At 68.7% G+C, this 24,008-nt stretch carries 30 protein-coding genes and 1 pseudogene; 13 read left to right on the top strand and 18 right to left on the bottom strand.

The window, feature by feature from the left end:
- Positions 1-48: 48 nt before the first annotated feature.
- Positions 49-732 carry a TetR/AcrR family transcriptional regulator gene (locus tag OG504_RS28985; protein ID WP_405992427.1) on the bottom strand — a complete coding sequence of 228 codons (684 nt, stop codon included), beginning with the start codon at positions 730-732 and terminating at the stop codon, positions 49-51.
- A 160-nt stretch (positions 733-892) separates the two neighbouring features.
- On the opposite strand from OG504_RS28985, the gene OG504_RS28980 reads away from it, so the two are divergent.
- Together OG504_RS28980 and OG504_RS28975 are read left to right on the top strand one after the other, a co-directional pair.
- Positions 893-1,591, top strand: coding sequence for an MBL fold metallo-hydrolase (locus OG504_RS28980; protein WP_405992426.1), 699 nt, complete (start codon positions 893-895; stop codon positions 1,589-1,591).
- Between the two features lie 35 nt (positions 1,592-1,626).
- Positions 1,627-1,812 (top strand): hypothetical protein, encoded by a 186-nt coding sequence (locus OG504_RS28975; protein WP_405992425.1) that lies wholly within the window; start codon positions 1,627-1,629, stop codon positions 1,810-1,812.
- A 33-nt stretch (positions 1,813-1,845) separates the two neighbouring features.
- Here the strand turns inward: OG504_RS28975 and OG504_RS28970 are convergent, their stop codons facing one another.
- From OG504_RS28970 to OG504_RS28930, 9 genes and pseudogenes are all read right to left on the bottom strand, one after another.
- On the bottom strand, positions 1,846-2,220 hold the full coding sequence (locus OG504_RS28970) for a VOC family protein (RefSeq protein ID WP_405992424.1): 375 nt from the start codon (positions 2,218-2,220) through the stop codon (positions 1,846-1,848).
- A 33-nt stretch (positions 2,221-2,253) separates the two neighbouring features.
- Positions 2,254-2,526, bottom strand: a pseudogene (locus OG504_RS28965) (DUF3099 domain-containing protein); the annotation flags it as partial.
- Between the two features lie 62 nt (positions 2,527-2,588).
- Complete coding sequence (locus OG504_RS28960; protein ID WP_019064558.1) at positions 2,589-2,876, bottom strand: DUF1416 domain-containing protein; 288 nt, start codon at positions 2,874-2,876, stop codon at positions 2,589-2,591.
- 39 nt (positions 2,877-2,915) lie between these two features.
- Positions 2,916-3,755 carry a sulfurtransferase gene (locus OG504_RS28955; RefSeq protein ID WP_405992423.1) on the bottom strand — a complete coding sequence of 280 codons (840 nt, stop codon included), beginning with the start codon at positions 3,753-3,755 and terminating at the stop codon, positions 2,916-2,918.
- Positions 3,756-3,872: 117 nt separating this feature from the next.
- Complete coding sequence (locus tag OG504_RS28950) at positions 3,873-3,983, bottom strand: putative leader peptide (protein ID WP_365309200.1); 111 nt, start codon at positions 3,981-3,983, stop codon at positions 3,873-3,875.
- 199 nt (positions 3,984-4,182) lie between these two features.
- A complete protein-coding gene (locus OG504_RS28945; RefSeq protein ID WP_405992422.1) occupies positions 4,183-4,929 on the bottom strand; it encodes a DUF2993 domain-containing protein in 747 nt (248 codons plus the stop codon).
- Positions 4,930-5,123: 194 nt separating this feature from the next.
- A complete protein-coding gene (locus tag OG504_RS28940; protein WP_405992421.1) occupies positions 5,124-6,260 on the bottom strand; it encodes a hypothetical protein in 1,137 nt (378 codons plus the stop codon).
- Positions 6,261-6,268: 8 nt separating this feature from the next.
- On the bottom strand, positions 6,269-6,523 hold the full coding sequence (locus tag OG504_RS28935; protein WP_405992420.1) for a MoaD/ThiS family protein: 255 nt from the start codon (positions 6,521-6,523) through the stop codon (positions 6,269-6,271).
- A gap of 56 nt (positions 6,524-6,579) precedes the next feature.
- The gene (locus OG504_RS28930; protein WP_405992419.1) at positions 6,580-7,464 is read right to left on the bottom strand and encodes an alpha/beta hydrolase; all 885 of its coding nucleotides are present in this window, start codon (positions 7,462-7,464) and stop codon (positions 6,580-6,582) included.
- 193 nt (positions 7,465-7,657) lie between these two features.
- Between OG504_RS28930 and OG504_RS28925 the strand changes: the two genes are divergently transcribed.
- From OG504_RS28925 to OG504_RS28900, 6 genes are all read left to right on the top strand, one after another.
- Complete coding sequence (locus OG504_RS28925) at positions 7,658-8,458, top strand: response regulator transcription factor (RefSeq protein WP_033281324.1); 801 nt, start codon at positions 7,658-7,660, stop codon at positions 8,456-8,458.
- Between the two features lie 118 nt (positions 8,459-8,576).
- Complete coding sequence (locus OG504_RS28920) at positions 8,577-9,602, top strand: LacI family DNA-binding transcriptional regulator (protein WP_405992418.1); 1,026 nt, start codon at positions 8,577-8,579, stop codon at positions 9,600-9,602.
- A 273-nt stretch (positions 9,603-9,875) separates the two neighbouring features.
- The gene (locus OG504_RS28915; RefSeq protein ID WP_405992417.1) at positions 9,876-11,138 is read left to right on the top strand and encodes a S1C family serine protease; all 1,263 of its coding nucleotides are present in this window, start codon (positions 9,876-9,878) and stop codon (positions 11,136-11,138) included.
- A 35-nt stretch (positions 11,139-11,173) separates the two neighbouring features.
- Positions 11,174-11,380 (top strand): hypothetical protein, encoded by a 207-nt coding sequence (locus tag OG504_RS28910; protein WP_366093107.1) that lies wholly within the window; start codon positions 11,174-11,176, stop codon positions 11,378-11,380.
- 160 nt (positions 11,381-11,540) lie between these two features.
- Positions 11,541-12,278: a response regulator transcription factor gene (locus OG504_RS28905; RefSeq protein WP_019073726.1), complete on the top strand. Its 738-nt coding sequence runs from the start codon at positions 11,541-11,543 to the stop codon at positions 12,276-12,278.
- Positions 12,279-12,340: 62 nt separating this feature from the next.
- On the top strand, positions 12,341-13,795 hold the full coding sequence (locus OG504_RS28900) for a sensor histidine kinase (protein WP_405996454.1): 1,455 nt from the start codon (positions 12,341-12,343) through the stop codon (positions 13,793-13,795).
- A 93-nt stretch (positions 13,796-13,888) separates the two neighbouring features.
- On the opposite strand, the gene OG504_RS28895 is transcribed toward OG504_RS28900, so the two are convergent.
- From OG504_RS28895 to OG504_RS28870, 6 genes are all read right to left on the bottom strand, one after another.
- Positions 13,889-14,287 (bottom strand): hypothetical protein, encoded by a 399-nt coding sequence (locus OG504_RS28895; RefSeq protein WP_405992416.1) that lies wholly within the window; start codon positions 14,285-14,287, stop codon positions 13,889-13,891.
- On the bottom strand, positions 14,284-14,571 hold the full coding sequence (locus OG504_RS28890; protein WP_405992415.1) for a hypothetical protein: 288 nt from the start codon (positions 14,569-14,571) through the stop codon (positions 14,284-14,286). Before OG504_RS28890 ends, OG504_RS28895 begins: the two co-directional genes overlap by 4 nt.
- Positions 14,572-14,711: 140 nt before the next feature.
- Positions 14,712-14,921, bottom strand: a complete 210-nt coding sequence (locus OG504_RS28885; RefSeq protein ID WP_405992414.1) for a DUF397 domain-containing protein — start codon at positions 14,919-14,921, stop codon at positions 14,712-14,714.
- Positions 14,918-15,127 (bottom strand): DUF397 domain-containing protein, encoded by a 210-nt coding sequence (locus tag OG504_RS28880; RefSeq protein WP_405992413.1) that lies wholly within the window; start codon positions 15,125-15,127, stop codon positions 14,918-14,920. The genes OG504_RS28885 and OG504_RS28880 overlap by 4 nt, the downstream gene beginning before the upstream one ends.
- Positions 15,124-15,333: a DUF397 domain-containing protein gene (locus tag OG504_RS28875; protein WP_405992412.1), complete on the bottom strand. Its 210-nt coding sequence runs from the start codon at positions 15,331-15,333 to the stop codon at positions 15,124-15,126. Before OG504_RS28875 ends, OG504_RS28880 begins: the two co-directional genes overlap by 4 nt.
- Positions 15,317-16,156, bottom strand: a complete 840-nt coding sequence (locus tag OG504_RS28870; RefSeq protein ID WP_405992411.1) for a helix-turn-helix domain-containing protein — start codon at positions 16,154-16,156, stop codon at positions 15,317-15,319. Before OG504_RS28870 ends, OG504_RS28875 begins: the two co-directional genes overlap by 17 nt.
- A 136-nt stretch (positions 16,157-16,292) precedes the next feature.
- Between OG504_RS28870 and OG504_RS28865 the strand changes: the two genes are divergently transcribed.
- The 5 genes from OG504_RS28865 to OG504_RS28845 all read left to right on the top strand — a co-directional run bounded on the left by OG504_RS28865 (position 16,293) and on the right by OG504_RS28845 (position 18,988).
- Positions 16,293-16,481, top strand: a complete 189-nt coding sequence (locus OG504_RS28865) for a hypothetical protein (protein WP_405992410.1) — start codon at positions 16,293-16,295, stop codon at positions 16,479-16,481.
- Complete coding sequence (locus OG504_RS28860) at positions 16,478-16,795, top strand: hypothetical protein (RefSeq protein WP_405992409.1); 318 nt, start codon at positions 16,478-16,480, stop codon at positions 16,793-16,795. Before OG504_RS28865 ends, OG504_RS28860 begins: the two co-directional genes overlap by 4 nt.
- Positions 16,796-16,862: 67 nt before the next feature.
- Positions 16,863-17,447, top strand: a complete 585-nt coding sequence (locus OG504_RS28855; RefSeq protein ID WP_405992408.1) for a hypothetical protein — start codon at positions 16,863-16,865, stop codon at positions 17,445-17,447.
- Positions 17,448-17,480: 33 nt separating this feature from the next.
- Positions 17,481-18,221, top strand: a complete 741-nt coding sequence (locus OG504_RS28850) for a PH domain-containing protein (RefSeq protein WP_405992407.1) — start codon at positions 17,481-17,483, stop codon at positions 18,219-18,221.
- 44 nt (positions 18,222-18,265) lie between these two features.
- The gene (locus OG504_RS28845) at positions 18,266-18,988 is read left to right on the top strand and encodes a response regulator transcription factor (protein WP_405992406.1); all 723 of its coding nucleotides are present in this window, start codon (positions 18,266-18,268) and stop codon (positions 18,986-18,988) included.
- Between the two features lie 3 nt (positions 18,989-18,991).
- Here OG504_RS28845 and OG504_RS28840 read toward each other — a convergent pair whose 3' ends face one another.
- Positions 18,992-20,833, bottom strand: coding sequence for an ABC transporter ATP-binding protein (locus OG504_RS28840; protein ID WP_405992405.1), 1,842 nt, complete (start codon positions 20,831-20,833; stop codon positions 18,992-18,994).
- Between the two features lie 1,322 nt (positions 20,834-22,155).
- A complete protein-coding gene (locus OG504_RS28835) occupies positions 22,156-23,967 on the bottom strand; it encodes a bifunctional metallophosphatase/5'-nucleotidase (protein ID WP_405992404.1) in 1,812 nt (603 codons plus the stop codon).
- Between the last annotated feature and the right edge of the window lie 41 nt (positions 23,968-24,008).

The following is a 24,008-nucleotide window of genomic DNA, read 5'->3' as shown; positions in this document are numbered from 1 at the left end:
CGTGGATGCGGGGGTGTCGCTGGGACCACCGGGGGATCGGGCAAGCGGTCAGCCGGGGGCAGGGCCGTACGGGAACGCGAGCCGAGTGATGATCTCCTCCTCCAGCGGACCGGGGGCCGGCCACGGGAATCGGGGAATGCGGGCGCGGAGCAGGATGAGGCCGTGCAGGGCCGCCCACAGAGCGGTCGCCGTGGCGAGGGCGTCCTCCGCACGGGACGTGCCGTCGTGCATCGTGTCGGCGACGTCGCGCAGCAGTATCGAGAACGCCTCGGCGGGCGCGAGCTGACTCGCGACGGACTCGCCGACGATGGGCGCGAGTTGGCGTACCGCCTGGTCGACGCGTTCTTCTGTGATGGTGCTGCCCCTGGGCCGCGGCCGGGAGAACAGCAGGGCGTAGAGCTCGGGCTGCTCGGCACCGAAGACGAGATAGGCGTGGCAGTCGGCCAGCAGCCGTCCACGCGCGTCGTCCGCTCCCGCCCGGGCGGTCTCGAGCTGACGCACCAGCAGTGAGCGGGTTTCGGTGACCACGGCCTCGACGATCTGGTCGGGCGTGTCGAAGTGCGCGTAGATCGACGGTGGCGCGATGCCGACCTTGCGGGCGATCGCCCGCAAGGTCACCGCGCTGTCCGATCCGGTCTCGACCAGCAGCTCGCGGGCTGCGGTCACGATCTCGTCGCGGAGTTGCCCTCCCTGACCTCGGGGGTTGCGCCTCCGTGCTGGTGCTGGAGCCATGTCGAAGACTTTACAGGCGTAAGTTCTCATGCTCTACTAACGGCCGTAAGGTTACATGGGTAGCGCGAAGGAAGATGATCATGGACGTTTCTGTTCGAATACTCGGCGTCGACAGCCGCGTGAACGTCGGTGCCGGCGCCGAGGCATCGCGGTACACCGCATGAGCGCCACGACCGTCATCCCGCTGTCCATGGGCAACAGCAACGCCTACCTCCTGCGCGGCGAGCAGGCGATCCTCGTGGACGCGGGCGGACCGGAGGACGGCGACCGTCTGCGTGACGCGCTGGCCGCGCAGGGCCTTCAGCCTCGCGACATCGCCCTGGTCCTCCTGACCCACGGCCACAACGACCACAGCGGCACGGCGGCGTCGTTCGCGGAGGCCGGGGTGCCGATCGCGGTCGGCCTGGGTGACGAACAACTCCTGCGTACCGGACGCATCGGCGCACTCCCGATCAGTCATCCGGCCGGTGCGCTGTTGAAGCCCATGGTCCTCCGCGCGAAGGCACAGCCCGTCGAAGCCGACATCCTGGTGGAGGACAGGTTCGACCTCAGTCCCTACGGCGTCGACGCGCACGCCGAGCGGTTCGGCGGCCACACCCCCGGGTCGCTCGTCGTCCGCGTCGGCGACGACACCCTCGTCGGCGACCTGGTCCGCGGTGGCGTGCTGCGCCCCCGGAGCCCGAAGCGCCACTTCTTCACCGAGGACGCCGCCGGAGTGCGCAGGGCACTCATGACCGAGCTCGACCGCCGCCCGCAGCGCCTGCTCCCCGGCCATGGCGGCCCCCTCGACGCCGACGAGACCCGCCGACGCCTCGACAAGGTCGCTCCGGCGCCCGGTCTGCCCGCCGCATCCGGGTGAGGCGGGTGGCGCTGCGGTCCGCGACACGGTCGCACGTGGCGTCGAGGAGCGGGTGGCTCTGTCGAGCCGATGCCGACAAGCCGCTCACGCCGTACGACAGGCCGCGCATCCTGGAGGAGTGGGACGGCTTCGCCTACCAACTGGTGGGTGCCACCGACGACTTGGCCGTGGCGCGGGAGTGGGTAAACGAGCTCCGGACCGGCGACGACCCGGCCGCGTGACGCCTCTCGGCGCGGGTTATCCCGGTCGCGCCCCTACTCCCGTCGCCACAAGCAGAACGGGTGTCCCGCCGGGTCGAAGAAGACCCGTACGTGGTCCTGGGGCTGGTGATCGGCGAGCGTGGCCCCCTCCGCCACCGCCCTCGCCGTCTCGGTCTCCAGGTCGTCGACCTCGATGTCGAGGTGCAGCATCATCTGCTGCTCACCGGGGTTGCGGGTGGGCCACACCGGCGGGACGTACTCCGGCTCGGCCTGGAAGGAGAGGCCGGTGCCTCCCGCGGGCGGCACGATGACCACCCAGTCGGGCTCGTCCTCCCGCACCACGTAACCGAGCAGCCGGCAGTAGAAGTCGGCCAGCTCGTGCGCGTCAGGAGCGTCCAGCACCACGGTGGTCAGGGTCGTAGGCGACATGCCTGCCCTCTACCCACTCTCCGCCGCCCTGCCCTACTGGCGCCGCTTCTTCCCGTCCAGCTCGTCCCACCACTCGTCGGACTTGGGGTCGCCGGACGGGTCGTCCCACCAGCGGTCGTCGGGGCCGCGCCGGTTGGCGACCATCGCGGCGACCGGCGGGATCAGCATCGCGACCACACACATCCCCACGGCCGCGGGCACCGACCAGATCCGCACGACTCCCCAGGCCAGGATGAAGAGCCCGATGCAGATGCCCATCATGACGAAGTAGGTGCGACGGCGACGTGCCAGCATCTCTCCAGGGTAGGCCCGTGCATGCGAAAGGGCCGCACCTCAGGAGGTGCGGCCCTTCGACAGCAATACGGCGATCAGACGGCGATCGCCACCTCCGCCAGGCCGCCCGTCTGGGCGACGACCGTGCGGTCGGCGGTGGCGCCCGGGACGAGGGCGCGGACGGTCCAGGTGCCTTCGGCCGCGTAGAAGCGGAACTGGCCCGTCGCGGAGGTCGGGACCTCCGCGGTGAACTCGCCGGTCGAGTCCAGGAGCCGGACGTAGCCCGTCACCGGCTCGCCGTTACGGGTCACCTGGCCCTGGATGGTGGTCTCGCCGGGCTTGATCGTCGAGGCGTCGGGGCCGCCGGCCTTCGCTCCACACATGTCTTGGTTTCCTTCAGGTCGCAGCGGTGGTGCGGTTGCTTACTTGTTGGCGCCGAGCTCGATCGGAACGCCGACCAGGGAGCCGTACTCGGTCCAGGAACCGTCGTAGTTCTTGACGTTCTCGACGCCGAGCAGCTCGTGCAGCACGAACCAGGTCAGGGCCGAGCGCTCGCCGATACGGCAGTACGCGATGGTGTCCTTGGCCAGGTCGACCTGCTCGTCGGCGTAGAGCTCCTTGAGCTCGTCGTCCGACTTGAACGTGCCGTCGTCGTTGGCGTTCTTCGACCACGGGATGTTGCGCGCGGACGGGACGTGGCCCGGACGCTGCGACTGCTCCTGCGGAAGGTGCGCCGGCGCGAGCAGCTTGCCGCTGAACTCGTCGGGCGAACGGACGTCGACCAGGTTCTGCGCGCCGATGGCGGCCACGACGTCGTCGCGGAACGCGCGGATCGCGGTGTTCTGCGGCTTCGCCTTGTAGTCGGTGGCGGGACGCGAGGGGACTTCCTCGACCAGCTCGCGGGCGTCCAGCTCCCACTTCTTGCGGCCACCGTCGAGGAGCTTGACGTTGTCGTGGCCGTAGAGCTTGAAGTACCAGTAGGCGTACGACGCGAACCAGTTGTTGTTGCCGCCGTAGAGGATCACCAGCGTGTCGTTGCCGATGCCCTTGCCGGACAGGAGCTTCTCGAAGCCCTCCTGGTCGACGAAGTCACGGCGTACCGGGTCCTGGAGGTCCTTCGTCCAGTCGATCCGGATCGCGTTCCTGATGTGGTTCTTCTCGTACGCGGAGGTGTCCTCGTCGACCTCGACGATCGCCACGCTCGGGTTGTCGAGGTTGGCCTCGACCCAGTCGGCGTCGACCAGGACGTCACTGCGGCTCATGCTTTTCTCCTCCGGGGCAGTTACGGCGGTGCGGTGCGTGAGAGAAAGGGTGCGCGCTCGCGCGGGTGTCCCTGATCAGGGACACGGAGGGGGGAAGACGGAAGCCTGCGCTTCCGCTCAGACAGTGCGACAGAGCATGGCGGCGACGCGGCACAGGTCTACTGCCCGCCGCTTCGTGAGGTCGTCCGCCTGGCCACGCGGCCGGAGGGCGCTGAATGTGCACTGCATAGGGTCGATCGTAGGGACGGATCGCGGGGCATGTCACCGGCGTGTCGTATTTTGAGACGCGATCGTCCGTGATGTGAGACGAGAAAGCCGTCAGGGGCGCTACGGCGGGGAATCCGAGCCCGCTCGGCCGTTGATTCCCCTGCCGTACGGACACCGCCGTCTCGCCCCTCGGACAGGTCATCGCCTGCCCGGACCCGTCCTACCCGGCCAGCCTGACGTTCGAACCCTTCACCTTGATGTCCACACCGCCCTTCGCGGCCTGCACACTGTCCAGCTTCACACCGCCCGGCAGCTGGTCGAGCGTCTGCTGGAAGTCGGTGATCGAGCGGACCCGGGAGTCGGCGAGGTCGACGACCAGCTTGGGCAGGTTGTCCGCGTGCACCTTCACCGTGTTGCCCACGACGGTGACCGTGCTGAGCACCGGATACGTCGTCGTCCCGACCCCGGTGACCGTGACCTTCATGTCGGCCTTGATCTTGCCGTCGCCGCCGTCGGAGAGGCTGACGATCTGGGCCGTGACGCCGGTGAAGACGCTCGTCGGCGCGGACTTGGCGGCCTTGAGCAGCTGGTCGTAGGAGATGCTCGCGGTGCCCGTCGCGCTGGCCGCCGTGGCGGAGCTGTAGCCGCTGGAGAACTTGACGTCCTTCATGTCGGCCTTGAGGTCGTCGATCCGGATCGTGGTGGCGCCGCCGGAGGCGCTCGTGTTGCCGGTCGGGGCCTCGTACTGGCCGACGCCGAGTTCCACGTCGTCCAGCTCACCGGAGGCGACCTGGGTGAGGAAGGGGAAGCCCTTGATGGAGACGTCGGGGGTGCTGGCCAGGTTCTCGCTGGTCTTCACCTTGGACGCGGCCTCCTCCTCGGCGAAGTGGAGCGCGACCCGGTCCACGACCACGAACAGAGCTCCCAGAATCACCACGACGATCAGAAGTATTCGTAGCCCACGCATGTACGGAGATCCCCACCTGGTGGTCGTCGACGAAAGCGGTACGACGACCTGGTGGCCGCCCAGCGCGAGAGTAGTCCTGCGGGACGCGTGTATCGCGAAATTGTCGATCAGCTGTGACAGTGCTCTTAACTGCCTCAGACAACCATCACGGATCTTTTAACTACCGCCCACAGCACGGCACTTGGCCACCCGGGCTAGACGAGCGCCCGTCCCAGCACGTACACCGCCGGGGCCGCCGCGGCGAGCGGGAGGGCCACACCGGCGGTGAAGTGGACGAAGCGGGACGGGTAGTCGTAGCTCGCCACCCGGTGGCCGATCAGCGCGCAGACCGCCGCGCCCGCGCCGAGCAGCGCGCCCTTCGCACCCATGCCCGTCATTCCTCCTACGGCGATGCCCGCACCGGCGGCCGCGAGCAGCGAGACGACGACCGACGCCACGGTCGGCAGCGGCAGCGCGCGGGCCAGGATCGCGACGGCGACCGCGGCCGCGCCCACCGTCACCGCGTCCGGGTCGGCCGCGAGGTGACCGGTCGCGACGATGGCCAGGGCAGCCGAGGCGACCGTGGCCATCAGGCCCGTGATCCGGGTGTCCGGGTCGGCGTGCGAGCGCAGCTGCATGACGAGGGAGAGCAGGACCCAGACACCCAGGGTGCCGAGGATCGCGGCGGGACCGTTCTCCCGCCCGGCCGCGAGCAGTGCCACGTCCGCGACGAGCGCCCCCGCGAAGGCGAGCGCGATGCCCTGCCGGGCCGGCCACATCCCGTTCAGCCGGAACCAGCCCGCGGCCGTCACCGCCTGAAGGACGACGAGCGGTACGACGAGGGCGTACGACCCGACCTGCGCGGTGACGGAGAGCAGGAGCGCCAGGACTGCGGTGAGGCCGGCGGGCTGCATCCCGGGCTCGATGATCGGCGAACGGCCCTCGAGGCGGGCCCGCTGGGCGTCGGTGATCCGGGCGTTGCCCGCGATGGAGGGCGGGCCATAGCCGTCTCCGGCCGAGGGAGCGACGGATGCCTGTGCTTCGGGCACCTCGGGTCTGGGCGGCTGGGCGTACGCCTCGGCCTGCGCGTAGGGGTCGTAACTCTGCGCTGCCGCTTGGTAGTTCTGCGGCGGGAAGTACGCCAGGTCGGACGCGGCGGGCCTGGTCTGCTGGACCTGGGTGTCCCAGGTCTGGCCCTGCCACTGCTGGGTGTACTGCTGGTCGCCCTGCGTGTCGTCGTACGCCTGCTGCTGATGCCCGGGCCACGCCTGCGACTGTGCCTGCTGGGGCTGCTGTTGCTGGGCGTAGGGGTCGTAGCCCTCGCCATAGCCCTCGTACGGCTGGTTGCTCATCGCTTCGCTCATCCTCCTGCGAACGGCGGGAGCACCTCGACCGTGCCGCCCTCGGCCAGCCGTACCGTCTCATGTCCGCGGGTGCCCACGGGGTCACCGTCGACGAGGAACGAGCATCGCAGCAGTACGCGGGCGAGTTCCCCGGGGTGTCGCTCGCGGACGGCGGTGAGGGCGTCGGCGAGGGTGACCGCGTCGTACGGCTCCTCGGCGATGCCGGCCGCGGCCTTCGCGGCGGCCCAGTAGCGCACCGTGACCTTTGGCATGTGCTTGCTTCCTCGGTAGACCGGTGTCGACGGATCCGGCGTCAACACCCGTCAGGCTAGCTGTCCTGTGAACTGCCCCAGCGACCGATGCGGGCCAGCAGGTCGTCCGCGGCCGCGTGCTCGGCGTGGCCCATGCCCGGCTCCAGCCAGAGTTCGGCCTGGTCACCGGCGGCGTCGGCCAGCATGCGGGGGTGGTCGACGGGGAAGTAGCCGTCGCGGTCGCCGTGCACGATGAGGAGCGGGGTCGGCGCGATGCGCGGGACCGCCTCGACCGGAGGCATCGGGACCGGGTCCCAACCCCTGCGCTCGATACGGGTGTTGAGGCCGTAGCGGCCGACCAGACGCCCCTCGGGACGGGTCACCAGCCAGTGCAGCTTGCGCATGGGGGCCGTGCCTCGGTAGTACCAACGGGCCGGCGCACTCACGGAAACCACCGCGTCCGTGTGCGCTTCTGTGCGCCCCTCGCGCCTCTGGCCGTCGGCGTGCGCCTGAGAGCCGTAGAGCGCCGCGTGCCGCAGCACCACCGAACCGCCCATCGAGAAGCCGACGGTGACCACGCGCGCGTGCCCTTGCTCGCGCGCCCACGCGACCGCCGCCGCCAGATCGAGGACCTCGCGGTCGCCGACGGTGGACCGTCCGCCGGAGGCGCCGTGGCCCCGGAAGGAGAAGGTGACCACCGCCCCGTACTGGAGGAACGCCTCGGCAACCCGCCGTACATGGGGCTTGTCCACATCGCCCGTGAAACCGTGCGCCACGACGAACACGGGATCACCGGAAGGTGACCGGGAGGCGTCGTATACGGGCGCCCCCGGTTCGTATACGGAATCGATCGTCACCCCGTCGTCGGTGTGCAGAAACGTCCGCAAAGGTGTACGTCTGATCGTCTCAGAGTTCGGACGAACGGTGGATCGTGCCACATGACCTGCCGTACCAGCGCTCATGTGGGCTATTCTGCTCGACAGAGGACTCGGGCAGCGAAGCCCCCGGGTCCTTTTGTGCTTCCGGGAGCGTTGTATACGAAGCGGTACACCGCGGGAAACCACAGGTGGCCGCCGGTGATACAGGGCCCTCGGGATCGCAAACGCTGTGCCGCACGACACACGTCCTCGCAGGGACCGAGGAGGAACCAGACATATGAGTTCTCTGCTGCTCCTGACCAATGCCCTCCAGCCGTCTACGGAGGTGCTTCCGGCCCTTGGCCTGCTGCTGCACAACGTGCGCGTGGCACCGGCGGAAGGCCCCGCTCTCGTCGACACCCCCGGTGCCGACGTCATCCTGATCGACGGCCGCCGTGACCTGCCCCAGGTGCGCAGCCTGTGTCAGCTCCTCCGGTCCACCGGCCCGGGGTGCCCGCTCATCCTCGTCGTCACCGAGGGCGGCCTCGCCGCCGTCACCGCCGACTGGGGCATCGACGACGTCCTGCTCGACACGGCGGGCCCGGCCGAGGTCGAGGCGCGACTGCGCCTCGCCATGGGCCGCCAGCAGATCGTCAACGACGACTCCCCCATGGAGATCCGCAACGGCGACCTCTCCGTGGACGAGGCGACGTACTCCGCCAAGCTCAAGGGCCGGGTCCTCGACCTGACCTTCAAGGAGTTCGAGCTCCTCAAGTACCTCGCCCAGCACCCGGGCCGCGTCTTCACGCGCGCCCAGCTGCTGCAGGAGGTCTGGGGCTACGACTACTTCGGCGGTACGCGCACGGTCGACGTCCACGTACGACGGCTGCGCGCGAAGCTCGGAGTCGAGCACGAGTCGCTGATCGGGACCGTCCGGAACGTCGGTTATCGATTCGTTACCCCTGAGAAGGGTGACCGGGGCGGCGAGGAGGCCAAGCTCAAGGCAAGCGCTGCCATCGCCGACGCAAAGCCGGAGGATGCGGACGGTACGGCCGATTCGGCCGCCCTGGACGCCGCCGAGATCCCGGCCGAGGCGTAATCGTTCCGGGCAGGGCGTCGCTTCTCGGTGTCGGCTCCGCGCGGAGATGGTGCGCGGAAGCTGAGAGAAGCTTCGAAACGCCCTGCCCAGAGCGGGTCCATCCGCGTAGACTCCGCGCGTGGCCAAGGTGACTCGGGATGATGTGGCGCGGCTGGCGGGTACTTCGACCGCCGTTGTCAGCTATGTCATCAACAACGGACCCCGGCCGGTTGCCCCGGCCACGCGCGAGCGTGTCCTCGCCGCGATCAAGGAACTGGGGTACCGACCCGACCGGGTGGCCCAGGCCATGGCGTCGCGGCGTACGGACCTCATAGGCCTGATCGTGCCGGACGCGCGCCAGCCCTTCTTCGGGGAGATGGCGCACGCGGTGGAACAGGCCGCGTCCGAGCGCGGAAAGATGGTGCTGGTCGGCAACTCCGACTACGTGGGCGAGCGCGAGGTCCACTACCTGCGCGCGTTCCTCGGGATGCGCGTCTCCGGCCTGATCCTCGTCAGCCACGCGCTGAACGACAACGCGGCCGCGGAGATCGACGCGTGGGACGCCCGCGTCGTCCTCCTCCACGAACGCCCCGAGGCGATCGACGACGTGGCCGTCGTCACGGACGACCTCGGCGGCGCCCAGCTCGCCGTCCGCCACCTCCTCGAGCACGGCTACGAATACGTCGCCTGTATGGGCGGTACGGCGGAGACGCCGTCCGTCGGTGACCCGGTCTCCGACCACGTCGAGGGCTGGCGCCGCGCGATGACCGAGGCCGGCCTGCCGACCGAGGGGCGCCTCTTCGAAGCCCCGTACAACCGCTACGACGCCTACCAGGTCGCTCTCGGCATCCTCTCCGGACCCCGCCGTCCCCCCGCGATCTTCTGCTCCACCGACGACCAGGCGATCGGCCTGCTGCGGGCCGCGCGCGAGCTGCGCATCGACGTACCGCGCGAGCTGGGTGTCATCGGCTTCGACGACATCAAGGAAGCGGCCCTGGCCGACCCGAAGCTGACAACGATCGCATCGGACCGCCCGGCGATGGCCCGCGCGGCGGTGGATCTTGTCCTCGACGACGGCCTGCGGGTGGCGGGGTCCCGGCGCGAGCGGCTGAAGGTGTTCCCGTCGCGGCTGGTCATACGGCAGTCGTGCGGGTGCGAGGGCTGAGGTCTTCGGGTGCGAGGGCTGAGGTCTTCGGGTGCGAGGGCTGAGGTCCTCGTGTGCGGGGAATGAGGACGTTCGGCTGCGAGGTCTGCGGCTGCGGGCGCTGAAGTCCTCCGGCTGCGGCGGCTGAGCACACCCGTCCCGGCTGTCACCCGGTTCGCTGGAATCCCCGAGTTTTCGGGGCTCCGGCGTCTTTATATCGGGCATACGAGGTTCTGTCGGGCTTCTCAGCGGGGACTCAGGTACCTCTCATGATCGCGCGACAGGCTCTGTTCCATGACCGAGAGCTTCCGCCGCAGCGGCGAGTACGAGACCCCCCAGGGCGACCAGCCGCAGGCGTACCCCCAGCAGCAGCACGCCTCTTCTCCCGTGAACCCGGAGTGGCCGCCCCCGCCGGCCTACCAGCCGCCGGTGCAGCAGCCTCAGCCCGTGCAGCAGACGCAGCAGCCGGCCGCACCCGCGTGGCCGGCCCAGACGCCCGCCCCCTCGCCCGCCCCGCAGGCCGCCTTCGGCGCCGACGGCGGAGCGTACGGCGGCGGTGACGGCTACGGCGCCGGTGACGGCGGGGCTCTCGCCGCGGACGGCAGCGGCGGTCACGGCGGCGGCGACACCGCTCTCCTCACCCACGTCCAGGGCGAGGCGCCCAAGCCGAAGAAGCGCTCCCGGGGTCCGCTCGCGCTGCTCGCCGCCGTGGCGATCGTCGCCGCGGCCGTCGGCGGCGGCACGGCGTACGCCTTCCAGGAGCTGACCGGCAAGGACACCGTCGCCACCTCCAGCACCACCACGGCCGTCGTGCCCTCCAGCAAGAAGGGCGACGTCGCCACGATCGCCGCGACCGTCAGCCCGAGCGTGGTCGAGGTCGAGGCCACCCTCAGCAACGGCTCGTCGACCGGCGCCGGCGTGATCATCACCGCCGGCGGCGAGGTCGTCACCAACAACCACGTCATCTCCGGCGCCACGTCCGTCAAGGTCAAGACGAGCAACGGCAAGACGTACACCGCGACGGTCGTCGGCACCGACAGCAAGAAGGACCTCGCACTCCTCAAGCTGTCGGGCGCCTCCGGCCTGAAGGCGGCCACCCTCGGCAACTCCGCCGGCGTCCAGATCGGCGACACGGTCGTCGCGATCGGCTCCCCCGAGGGCCTGACCGGCACGGTCACCAGCGGCATCGTCTCCGCCCTGAACCGTGACGTGACCGTCTCCACCGACGAGAGCCAGAGCCAGGGTTCGGATTCGGGCGGCAGCGGTCAGTGGCCGTTCCAGTTCGGCGGCCAGCAGTTCAACGGTGACACCGGTTCGTCGACCACGACGTACAAGGCGATCCAGACCGACGCGTCCCTCAACCCCGGCAACTCCGGCGGCGCGCTGATCGACGCGAACGGCAACATCATCGGCATCAACTCCGCGATGTACTCGTCCAGTTCGGACTCCTCGTCCTCGTCGTCCGAGGCCGGAAGCATCGGCATCGGCTTCGCCATCCCGATCAACACCGTCAAGGCGGACCTGGCTTCGCTGCGGGCGGGCGGTTCCGACAGCTAAGCACTGCCCCACACGAACCAAGTAGGGAGTACGTCATGATCAAGCAGGTTTCGCACACGGTGACCGACACCGGAGCGGCCGGTCTCGGCCTGGCCCTCGGGGTGGCGTACGAACTGCACGCGCCGGCCGCGCGGGCACCGGAAGTGGCGCCCGTCCCGGAGCTGATGGGCCTGCGCACCAGCGCGGCCCGCACGCACCACCGCAAGGTGCCGCTGAACCGCCTTCAGACGATGCGAGGCTGAGTGGGAGACGGGGGAAGCCGATCTCACCACGAGGCGAGGCGGATCTCACCCTTTTTCTCACTTCCTCCCCTCTTCACGCACCGGCCGGGAAACATGCGAGGCTGATTGCGACCAGCCGATCGTTGTCTCCCCGTCCCACCGCACCCGAGGAATCCAGCCCATGAGCCCCGCCGAAGGCGACCGTGACACCCAGCGCATCCTGATCGTGGACGACGAGCCGGCTGTGCGCGAAGCACTCCAGCGCAGCCTCGCCTTCGAGGGGTACGACACCGAGGTCGCCGTCGACGGCGCGGACGCGCTGGAGAAGGCGACCGCGTACCAGCCCGACCTGGTCGTCCTCGACATCCAGATGCCGCGCATGGACGGCCTGACGGCGGCCCGCCGGATGCGGGGCGCCGGTACGACGACGCCGATCCTGATGCTGACGGCCCGCGACACGGTCGGCGACCGGGTGACCGGACTGGATGCCGGGGCGGACGACTACCTGGTCAAGCCCTTCGAACTCGACGAACTCTTCGCGCGGGTACGGGCGTTGCTCCGCCGCAGCTCGTACGCGGCGGCCGCGGCAGCCGGTACCGCGCCCGAGGACGACTCCCTCACCTTCGCGGACCTCCGCATGGACCTCGCGACGCGTGAGGTGACGCGGAACGGGCGCCAAGTCGAGCTGACTCGCACGGAGTTCACGCTGCTGGAGATGTTCCTGGCGCACCCCCGCCAGGTCCTCACCCGCGAGCAGATCCTGAAGGCGGTCTGGGGCTTCGACTTCGAGCCGTCCTCCAACTCCCTTGATGTGTACGTGATGTACCTGCGCCGCAAGACGGAAGCCGGGGGCGAGCCTCGGCTTGTGCACACGGTTCGGGGCGTGGGGTACGTGCTGCGGCAGGGCGGGGCGGAGTGAAGAACGTCCTCGAGCGGTTCCTGCACCGGTTCCGGACCCTGCCGATCCGGTCACGGCTGGCGATGCTGGTCGCGGCGGCGGTGGCGTTCGGGGTGGCGGCGGTTTCGGTCACCTGTTGGTTCATCGTGCAGGGGAAGCTGTACGACCAGGTCGACGGCGATCTCAGGAAGATGGCGCAACCGCAGCGGGCCGGGCAGGTACAGGAGTTCCTGAGCAGCTGCCCGCAGGCCCCCCAGCCGAATCAGAGCGACGTCAGCGACTTCAACAGCTTCTGGTCGCAGACCAGCTATATCCAACTGGTCGAGTCGGACGGGAAGGCCTGCATCTCCGCCAACTCGGCCGGCGTCGTCAAGGTCACCGGCGCCGACAAGAACGTGATCAAGGACGCCGACAACCTCGGGCGGTTTTCGACCACCACCCTCAAGGGGGTCTACCGCAACGGTGTCGACAAGAACGGCAACGCCGTCCGTGTGCTGACCACACCTCTGCTCGTCAGCCAAGCTCCGGCCGCCCCGAATCAGCTGTACGAGGGCACCGCACTCCTCGTCGCGGTTCCCCTCAAGAGCACCCAGAACACGCTCAACGACCTCGCGCTCATCCTCCTCCTCGTCTCCGGCATCGGAGTGGTCGGCGCCGGCGCGGCCGGTCTCGCGGTCGCCCGTGCGGGTCTCCGCCCGGTGGACAAGCTCACCGAGGCCGTGGAGCACGTGGCCCGGACCGAGGACCTCACCATCCGCATCCCGGTGGACGACGACAGCGAGGACGAAGTCGCCCGCCTCTCCCGCTCGTTCAACTCCATGACCACCTCCCTCGCCAACTCCCGCGAGCTGCAACAGCAACTCATCGCGGACGCCGGTCACGAACTCCGGACCCCCCTCACCTCCCTCCGCACGAACGTCGAACTCCTCACCCGCAGCGAGGAGACCGGCCGCCCGATCCCCCCGGCCGACCGCAAGGCGCTGCTCGCCTCGGTGAAGGCGCAGATGACCGAACTGGCGTCCCTGATCGGCGACTTGCAGGAGTTGTCCCGCTCGGAGGGCCAGCGGGGTGAACGCGTCCAGGTGGTCTCGCTCCAGGACACGGTCGAGGCCGCGCTCCGCCGAGCCCGCCTGCGCGGCCCGGAGTTGACGATCACGGCGGACGTACAGCCGTGGTTCGTGCAGTCGGAGCCGTCCGCCCTGGAACGCGCGATCGTCAACATCCTCGACAACGCGGTGAAGTTCAGCCCCGAGGGCGGCACGATCGAGGTCCAACTCACGCGCGGCGTCCTCACCGTCCGCGACCACGGCCCCGGCATCCCCGCCGACGAACTCCCGCACGTCTTCGACCGGTTCTGGCGTTCACCGTCGGCGCGCGCACTCCCCGGCTCAGGCCTGGGCCTGTCGATCGTCGCCCGCACGGTCCAACAGGCGGGCGGAGAGGTGACGTTGGCGCACGCGCCGGGTGGGGGGACGGTGGCGACGGTACGGATGCCGGGGTCGCCGACTGCACCGCCCGAAAGCTCCACCCCTCAGTAGGTGAGTTGAAAAAGTGTGACACTTCGGCAGGAAGTGTCACACTTCGCGGGGGAAGGGTCGGCGGGTCTGAGCATGCGCCCGTCGCATTCGCCCTCAGTGGAAGACGAGCATTCCGGGGGAGTCGATGTCGACAGTGACCACACCCGGCGGGTAAGCCTCTTCCCGGGTGGTCAGGAGAATCGACATGCCAGTGAACTCGGCTCGCGGCAGGGCGCAGTACAGGGCGTGACAGGTGTCCGGGCCGCCGTACCCATCACGGATCATGGTGCCGACGGTGACCGAGGAGACCGTGGTCAAGTCGTCGACGACCACCGAGGAGAACGCGAGCACACGGTCCCCGGCGCCCGCGTCCTCGGACTCCGCCCGCATGAGGCAGAGCGCGGGAATCCGAAGCCGGTCGCCCGGGGTGTGGGCCATGTTCGCGGCGAGAAGGTTCAGTGTCTTGTGCCCGTTCGCGAGGGCACGGGTGGCACCGGTGTCCAGAATGATCACGCCGCCGCGCCTCGCGCCCTACGGACCTTCTCGGCAGCGACCTTGTAGATGTTGCCGAGGACGTCAGGCGCTCTGTCGAACTCCTCGTCGCTGATGTCCAGGCCGATCACATCTCGGACGACCTTCCGGTCGGCGGCCACCCGCTCCGCGATCTGCTCCGCAGTGGGCTGCTCGGCCGCCAGCTGCTCGACCAGTTGCCCCAGTGTGACCCCCCGTTCCTTGGCGACCTGGGCGAGATGGTCACGAGCCTGCCGGGACACCTGGATGGTCGCGTTCTCCGCCATGGCCCCCCCGTAGCCCTACCATGGCCGCACTGCTTCCCAGCTGACCATGGCATCTACGGCCCCGCATCAAGGACCACAACCTTGAGGTGGTGGGCGGATCTGTTCCGACACCGGCCGGTGGCAACAGATCCGCCCTGCGCTCACAAAGTCGAGGAACTCTTGACCGCCTCGACGAATGATCCCCAGGGCGACCAGCCGAAGATCAGCGGACTGCCCGACGGGGCCTTGCTGTCCCGGACGGGGACGAGACCGGTGCAGCCGTCGGCGACCTCGACGCAGTTCGTGCCACCCCCGTCGCTGTACGACGACTTGCGCCAAGCGGCGGTGCTGAGGTCGAGGGTGGACTTCATGCGCCCTCCTGGCCCCGGACCGACTCCACGAACGTGACCCAGGACCCGGCCGAGAAAACCAGCGGACGGCTCGACGGGGTCTTACTGTCCCGGACGGGAACCACACCGGTGTAGCCGTCGGCGACCTCGACGCAGTCGTTTGCTCCACCTTGGCTGTAGCTCGACTTGCGCCAAGCAGCGGCGCTGAGATCGAGGGTGGACTTCATGCGCCCTCCTGGCCCCGGACCGACTCCACGAACGTGACCCAGGACCCGGCCAAGAAAACCAGCGGACGGCTCGACGGGGTCTTACTGTCCCGGACAGGGACGAGGCCGGTGCAGCCGTCGGCGACCTCGACGCAGTCGTTGGCTCCACCTTGGCTGTAGCTCGACTTGCGCCACACAGCGGTGCTGAGGTCAGGGGTGTGCGTCATGACGTCTGTGCTCCTTCAGTACAGCCCGGATGAACACCAGCGAGTCACCTGGGGACAGCGCCAGGTCGCGAAGACGATCGTAGGACAGTCGGAGGCGCAGAACATCGTCCGGATCTTCGACCAACTGACTGCATCCGTCGCCTTCTTTGTAGGCAACGGCACTGCCGTCCTTCTGCCAGAGCAGCGTCAGCGACCCCGTCATGTGGTGATGAACACCCGCCGAGAACGGCAGCACTTGAAGGGTCACATTGGGCAGTATCGCGACCGTCTCCAGATGAACCAGCTGGTCTAGCCAGGTCTTGGCAAGGGCTGCGGGTCGCCGGAACGCCACCTCGTCCATGACGATCCGGACGTCGGGCGCGGGCTTCTGCCAGAGCACGTACTGCCGACCCAGCCTCGCAGCCACCTGTTCCTCGACCATCTCGTCGGCGTCCGCTGTTGTCTGGCCCCCAGACAACACCTCCCGAGCGAAGTCTTCTGTCTGCAGGAGGCCAGGCAGAGCGGGGGTGAACACCCTCATCACCCGCGCCGTCGCCTCCAACTCCATGAACTCTTTGTACTCGTCCTTGAACGCGTCCAGCCGAGCCGCCTTCCAGTGGCTGACCAGCAGCTCACCGGCCTCGTAGTAGACGTCCAGGTCCTCCATCACCGTCACCTTGGACAGCCGCTCCCCCGACTCCAGTCGGCTCAGGTAGTTCTTGTCGTAGCCGGTGTCCTCCGCCAACTGCCCGAGCGACTTCCCCGCCTTCTCCCGCAGATACCGGAGCGTCCGTCCCAGTACCGCGCGCCCCGACTCGCCCTCGGTGTCAACCTGTTCGGTCACTTCACCCCTCCCCGTTGCCTGGGCCCGCAGACAACGCCAACCCTCTTCCGCAGCGTACGCCGCACCGGTGACCATCGAGACACGAACGGTAATCACCGCTCGTCAGGACCCCGGCAGGACAGAGGAGCGCAGCGGAATGAGCGAACGCGTCGTAGGAATCCGGGAGTTACTGCTGATGGCACTCGTGCACACCCTGCTCCCGTCCCAACGTCGCGCTCGACGCAAACGGCGACTTCAGCGGCAGCGGCGACGTGCCCTCTGGCTCGCCGTGCACGGCATCGATGTCGGGCCCCGTCGTATCCACGGGGTGGTGGTGCGGGCATGAGCATCCCCAGCAACATCCCCAACTCGGCGCGCGGGGAACTGCGGTTGCTGCCCTGGACCACCCCCGACGGCAAGCCCTGTTACCTCAGCGCCGACAGTCACGACAGCCGTCTCTCCCTCCTCGCCGATGACATCGAGGCGGCCCAACTCGACTCCGGGGAACAGGTGTTGGCCGGAGCCAAGGCCGTACTAGCCGACCCGAAGGCCGGCGAACGGGCCGTGCGGTTCGCGCTCACCAGGGCGTCCGAATCCCTCGGCGACATCCTCCGCATCGCCGTCAGCCGAGGCGCACGCATCCCGGAGTGGGAACGGTGACACCCCCTCCTTACGTGCACAGGTTGCTGCCATACGATCCCCTCTGCTGCTGACCGGGGGAGGGTCCATGAGCGGGATCGAGCGGGCGTACGGACGGCGAAGACCGTTGGCCATCGTGTGGTGGCAGGCCGGCGTCAACATGCTCGTCGGCGTCTACCTCGTCCTGGATGCGTCGACGAACCCCTATGTCTCCCGGCGCGGGGCCGAGATCGTGATCCTGGCGCTCCTCCTGGGCAAGATCGCGCTGGTCCTGCTCTACCGGCAGCGGGGCCGCACGGTCGTAGGCACTCAGGGGATCAGCGCCCGCAACGCCGTACGGACAGCCACCCGGACCTGGCACGACGTCTATGACATCCGGGCCGAACTGAACCCGGGCGGGCGCACCGAGAAGGCCCAGTGGACGACCTATGTCTACGGCAACGACGGCCGCAGGATGCTCCTCCCCTACTTCGACGACTGGCAGCTTCCCGACTTCGACGCCGAACTCGTCGACCTGCGTACCGTATCCGCTCTGCACCGGGGCATGGCCTGGGAGCTGCGGCCCGAGGTGGAGGACCGGATACGGCGCCGCGCGCGAGACCGCACGGTCTCGGCCGCGGTGTGCGTCACAGCCGTCATCGCCGCGACTGCCGCGTTCGTGGTCATGGCGTAGTCCAGCGAACAACACCGGTTCTGGGGAGGGTCGATGGGCGGGGACGACGAGGACGACCGCGACGACGAGCGTGGGATCGAGCGGGAGTACAGCAGGCGGAGAAAGATGTCCCGGGGAAGGTTCGTCGCCCTGTGCATCGTCGAAGGGAACTTCGTTCTTCAGATGACGCGGCCCGACAACACCATCCCCGCCCGGTACAAGCTGCTCGCGGTGGCGCTCATGGCACTGCTGAGTGTCTGGGCGATTCTCACCGCGCGACGGGGAGGCACCACCGTGGGGGCCGACGGTGTCTCCACGCGCGGAGCCTTCCGCGTGCGCAGGTGGGCCTGGCACGACATCTACGATCTCCGCGTAGAGACCAATCCGGGCCAACGCAGGGCCGACATCAAGTCGTTCACCTACCTCTACGAAAACGACGGCCGCAGGGCACGCCTCCCCTACCTCGACGACTGGCAGCTCCCGGACCTCTGGGCCGAGGTCGCCGACCTGCACACCGCGTCCGCCCGGCACCGGGGCATGACCTGGGAGCGGCGCCCGGCGGTCGAGGTGCGCATCCGCGAGCGGGCCGCGTACCGCAAGGCCCAGCAGCGAGCGACCACCGGGGCCCTGATCGTCTTCCTCGCCGCCTTCCCGTACCTGCTGTGGGAGATGTCCGCCGACGGCGATCCCCACCCCTTCCTCAACCTCCTGCTCTTCTGCGCCCCCCTCGCCGTCTACGCCCTCCTCGCGTTTCTCTTCCGTCGGCGCTACATCCGAGCCCTAGCCCCCGCATAACCCCCTGCCAGCTCCAGCACAGCCGCCCGTCACACCGTGTTCGGATGGCGCGGAAGATCCTGCTTGCCGACGACGACGTGGACGTACGCGAAGGGCTTGGGCGGCTGCTCAGATTCGAGGGGTACGAGACCGTCCTCGCCGGGGACGGGCGTACCGTCATCGATCTGGTCGGTGTGGCCGACGAGGCCGCCGCGCCGGACCTCGTGCTGATGGACGTCACCATGCCCGAGCTGGACGGACTCGCCGCCACCCGCCGCATCCGCGCCTCCGGCTCCACCGTGCCGATCCTGATGATCACCGGGCGGGACGCGGTCGGCGACCGTATCGTCGCCCTCGACAACGGTGCCGACGACTATCTCAGCAAACCGTTCGCCGTCGAGGAACTCCTCGCCCGCGTACGGGCGTTGCTGCGTCGCAGTGCGCAACAGACCCCGGTGGTCGGCACGTTGCCCGAGCTCGAACGGCTCGTCTTCCAGGATCTCGTGATGGACCTGCGTACCCGTACCGTCGCCCGTGACGGGCGGCCGCTCGATCTCACGCGGACCGAATTCCTGTTGCTGGAGCACCTGTTGAGGCATCCGGGCGCCGCGCTCACCCGGTCACAGATCCACCGGCAGGTGTGGGGCTTCGACTTCGAGCCCGCGTCCAACACCCTCGACGTCTACGTCATGTACCTGCGCCGGAAACTGGAGAGCCGCGGCGAACCGCGGCTCATCCACACCGTGCGGGGGCTCGGGTACAGCCTCCGTGCAACTCCCTCTACATGATCCCTACTTGAGGGGAAGCCGCAGGATCATCGTCTCGTCCGGTGCCTGCGGCGGGACCTGGCGCAGGGTCATCGTGTCCTCCGAACGATGCCGTCCCGTTCCCGTGATCGCCATTTCGGGGAGCGGGCCCGCAAGTCGCGCGTACGCGCCACCCCTTGCCACCAGCTCCGCGTGCGTGCCCGTCTCCACCAGGCGTCCGCCCTCGACGACCAGGATGCGGTCCGCGTCCGGGGCGAGGCTCAGGTCGTGGGTGATCATGATGGTCGTACGGCCGGACATCAGGCGGCGCAGGGGCTGGATCACCTGGCGGGCGGCCACCGAGTCGAGGCCGGCGGTCGGTTCGTCCAGGACCAGGACCGGGGCCTCGCGGAGCATCGCCCTCGCGATCGCGATCCGTTGGAGCTGGCCGCCGGACAACGCCGCCGTGCCGGGGGCGAGTTGAGTGTCGTAGCCCTCGGGGAGTGCGGCGATGAAGTCGTGGGCCGCCGCCGATCGCGCCGCTCGTTCGATGTCCTCGTCCGTCGCTCCGGGGCGTCCGCACTCGATGTTCTCGCGGACCGTGCCGTTGAGAATGAGGGTCTGCTGGGGGAGCAACGCGACGTTCTCCCGCAGGAATTCGAGGGGTACGTCACGGAGGGGGACGCCGTCCAGGCAGATCACGCCGGCCGAGGGGTCGTAGAAACGTGTCAACAACTTCGACAGGGTCGACTTGCCCGCTCCACTCTCGCCCGTGATGATCACCAGCTCGCCCGGGTTCGCCCTGAAGGTGACGTCGTCGACCGAGTTACGGGTCCCGCCGGGGTAGCCGAAGGTCACGCCGTGGAAGCTGACCCAGCCGTGGACGGGCCACGCGGGGACGGGTTCGCGGGGGTCGCCGACGGACGGGGTGGCGTCCAGGATCTCGTTGATGCGGGCGGCGCCGGCCGTGGCGGCGGTGAGGGTGAGGCCCAGCTGGCCGAGGTTGCGGACCGGGGGGTAGAGGTAGCCGATGAAGGCCGCGAAGGCGAGGAGTGCGCCGAGGGTCATGCGGTCGGCGGAGATCTCCCAGACGCCGAGGCCAATCACCGACAGGACGCAGAGCGTCTCTACGACCTCCACGAACTGCTCGTACATCTCGCTGAGTCGGGCGCCGCGGACCGATGCCTTCATCCATGCGCGGGCTTCGACGTCGAGGCGCTTCTCCTCGTCCCGGCGGCGGTTGTACGCCTGGGTGAGGACCACGTTGCCGAGGGACTCCTCGACGACCGAGGTGATCGCGCCGTCGGCGACCCGTTCGTCCTGCGAGGCCTGCTTGATGCGGCCCGAGAAGCGGCGGGCCGCGAGGAGGAAGAGGGGGGCGAGGACGAAGGTCGCGAGGGCCAGGTCCCAGCGGAGGTACAGGGCCGCGCAGGCGTAGAACACGGCTGAAAAAGCTGCCGAGATGGTGCCCACGACCCCGGACACGACCATCTGCTCGATGGCCTCGACGTCTCCGGTGAGGCGTTCGACCAGGTCGCCCTGGCGGTGCTTCTGGAAGAAGTGGGGCGGGAGGTCCTGGACGTGGCGGAAGACGTTCGCGCGCAGGCGCAGGACGAAGCGTTCGGCGGTCCAGGTGGCGAGGGAGTTGCCGAAGTAGCCGACGAGCGCGCCCAGTGCGGCGACGCCGAGCCAGGCCGCGGCCGGGCCCCAGAAGTCGGACAGCGAACCGGCCTTGAGGGCGTTGTCGGTGAGGTCCGCGAACAGCAGGATCGCGGCGGTCTCGGAGAGCGCCGACACGACGACGCACGCGATGATCACCGCGAGCCACTTGCGGTCACCGCGGGTCAGCGGCCAGAAACGGCGGAAGGCCTCACGAGCTTCCCTCATGGTCAACAACTCCCTTCAGAGCAGGCCGGGTTCAGTGGATGGCCGATGTGCGTCCATGGCCTGGACGTGGCCGAGGCGGGGCCACCGGAGCGAGTTCGCTCGCTAACCGGTGGCCCCGCCTCACGGTGTGCGGGATCAGCCCTTGTGGGCGACCGGGCGCTTCGGGGCGTGCTTCTTCGGCGCGGGCTTCTTGGGGGCCGGGGCCGGCTTGCGGTGCTTCTTGACGGGGACGATCTTGTGGAAGCTCATGACGGGTTCCCTCCCGGTAAGTGCCGCTGTGCCGCGGCGAGTTGTGGGGTACTGCGGGTGGTGCTGCGGGTGCTGCGGGTCTTCTACGGCCGACCTGGCGGCTTACTTGTGGCCGACCGGACGACGCTTCGGGGCCGGAGCCGGCTTCTTCGGCGCGGGCTTCTTGGGCGCCGGGGCGGGCTTGTGGTGCTTCTTGACCGGGGCGATCTTGTGGAAGCTCATGGTGGGGTCCCTCCCTGTAAGTGCCGCGCTGGTGCGGCGGGTTGTGGAGTGGTGCGAGTACTGCGGGTGGTGCGGGTCTGCTGCGGGTGGCCGAGCCGCTTACTTGTGGCCGACCGGGCGACGCTTCGGGGCGTGCGCGGGCTTCTTCGGCGCCGGCTTCTTGGGGGCCGGGGCGGGCTTGCGGGTCTTCTTCACCGGGGCGATCTTGTGGAAGCTCATGTCTGTGTCCCTCTCTGTCGCGGCTACTGCCGGCTCTGCTGCGGTTCTGCAACAGTTCCTCTACCGATCTGCTGCAACTGCCTTTGATTTACTTCTGAATTACGCCTGTAAATTCTTTGTCAGCCTTTGTCGGCGACCGGGCGACGCTTCGGGGCGGGCTTCTTCGGAGCGGGCTTCTTGGCTCCCGGAGCGGGCTTACAGGTCTTCTTGACGGGGTGAATCTTGTTGAAGCTCATGATTAATTCCCTCCCTGTTGTTAGTTTTTATGTGCGACTTACTTGTGGCCGACCGGGCGGCGCTTCGGGGCCGGAGCAGGCTTCTTCGGGGCCTTCTTGGGGGCCGGGGCGGGCTTGTGGGCCTTCTTCACCGGGGCGATCTTGTGGAAGCTCATCGTGGTCTCCTTCGTCTCTTGCGTCTTCTTGTCGTTTGCGCTGTTCGCTTTCGACATGGAAAACACTACTGGACTCCTGACGCAGAAAAAGCCTTTTCCGCTTAGACCTTCCTGAGCAATCCCTATGGAAGACTCTTATGGAATTTGCGGAACTGAACCGGGTCTTACACAGAATTTAGAACGGGAAAACAGAAGGGGCCCGGCGCCGACCTGCGGCTCCGGGCCCCTCGTCAGAGATGGGTTACTGCACGATGTTGATCCGGTTCGCCGCCGGGGGCACCAGCGGGCCGGTGGCCGACGAGTTCGCCGTCAGGTAGTCCGCCAGCGCGGTCAGGTCGTCCGTGCCGACCAGGTCGCCGGTGCCCTGCCCCAGCGTCGTGAAGCCGTCACCGCCGCCCGCGAGGAAGCTGTTCGTCGCGACGCGGTACGTGGCCGCCGGGTCGATGGCGGAACCGTTGAGCTTGATCGAGTCCGTGACCACGCGGTCCGCGCCCGTCTTCGTCAGGTCCAGCGTGTACGTCAGCCCGGACGACACCTGGAGCACCTTCGGCGCCGCCGTGTTCGTGCCGCTCACCTGTTCCTTGAGCGCCTGGATCACCTGGGCGCCCGTGAAGTCCTGGAGGTTCACCGTGTTGGCGAACGGCTGCACCGTGAAGCCCTCGGCGTACGTCACCACGCCGTCGCCCTCGGCACCGGTCGCCTTGTAGGTGAGGCCCGCCCGCACCCCGCCCGGGTTCATCAGCGCGAGGTCGGTCTCCGGGTCCAGCTTCTTGCCGTACGCGAGTTGGGCGTCGGCGATGAGGTCGCCCATCGGGGACTCGGTGCCGGTGCTGTTGACGTCACCGGAGATGTAGCCGATCGCGCGGTTGCCGATGGGCGCCGCGAGGGTGTTCCACTTGCTGATCAGGGAGGTCATGTCGGCGGCCTTGGGCACGGTCCGGGTGACCACGTGGTTCGCCGACTTGACCGCCGTACGCGCGATGTCGCCGGTCTTGCGGTCGTACGTCAGCGTGGTGTCCGTGTAGAGGCGGCCGAAGGAGGCCGCCGAAGTGACCATGCGGGGCTTGCCACTTGGGTCGTCGATCGTGCAGACGTACGCGTTGTGGGTGTGGCCGGTGACGAGGGCGTCGACGGCCGGGGTGACGTTCTTCGCGATGTCGACGATCGGGCCGGAGATGCCGGAGCCGCCGCCGGACGCGTCGCAGTCGTAGTTGTACGACGCGGAGGCCGGGAAGCCGCCCTCGTGGATCAGCGCGACGATCGACTTGACGCCCTGCTTCTGCAGCTCCTTGGCGTACTTGTTGATCGTCTCGACCTCGTCCTTGAACTGCAGGCCCTTGACGCCGTCGGCGGAGACGATGCCCGGGGTGCCCTCCAGCGTGACGCCGATGAAGCCGACCTTGACGCCGTTCTTCTTCCACACCCAATAGGGCTTCAGGATCGGCTTCTTGGTCTTCTCGTCGAGGACGTTGGCGGCGAGGTAGGGGAAGTCGGCGCCCTTGAACTTCTTGTCCGTGTAGCAGCCCTCGGTGGGGTGACAGCCGCCGTTCTGGAGGCGGGCCAACTCCTTGGCACCCTCGTCGAACTCGTGGTTGCCGACCGAAGTGACGTCCAGGTCAAGCTTGTTGAGCGCCTCGATCGTCGGCTCGTCGTGGAACAGGCCCGAGATCAGCGGGGACGCGCCGACCATGTCGCCGCCGGCCGCGGTGATCGAGTACGGGTTGCCCTTGCGGGCGTCGCGCAGGTGCGTCGCGAGGTACTCGACGCCGCCCGCGTCGATCGTCTTCGTCGTGCCGTCCGCCTGGAGTTCGGTGACCCGGCCGGACGAACCGGTCGGCGGCTCCAGGTTGCCGTGCAGGTCGTTGAAGGAGAGGAGTTGTACGTCCTGGTAGCGGCTGGGCTTGGAGCTGTGGCCGTGGCCGCCGGGGTTGCCGTGGGCGTCGGCGGGCAGTGCGGCGGCCAGCGCGCCCGCCGTGGCGAGGCTCACGGTGGCGGCGAGCAGTGCGGCGGTACGGCGTCTGCGCGGGCGGTTCGGCTGGGTTGTGGCTGGCATGAGCCCCCCTGTGTGTCGGCTGAGAAGGTCACCACGTTCCG

Origin of the sequence: Streptomyces sp. NBC_00986, assembly GCF_045162565.1 — a bacterium.
In the GTDB taxonomy this organism is placed as follows: domain Bacteria; phylum Actinomycetota; class Actinomycetes; order Streptomycetales; family Streptomycetaceae; genus Streptomyces.
This window is presented reverse-complemented; position numbering and strand designations above follow the sequence as displayed.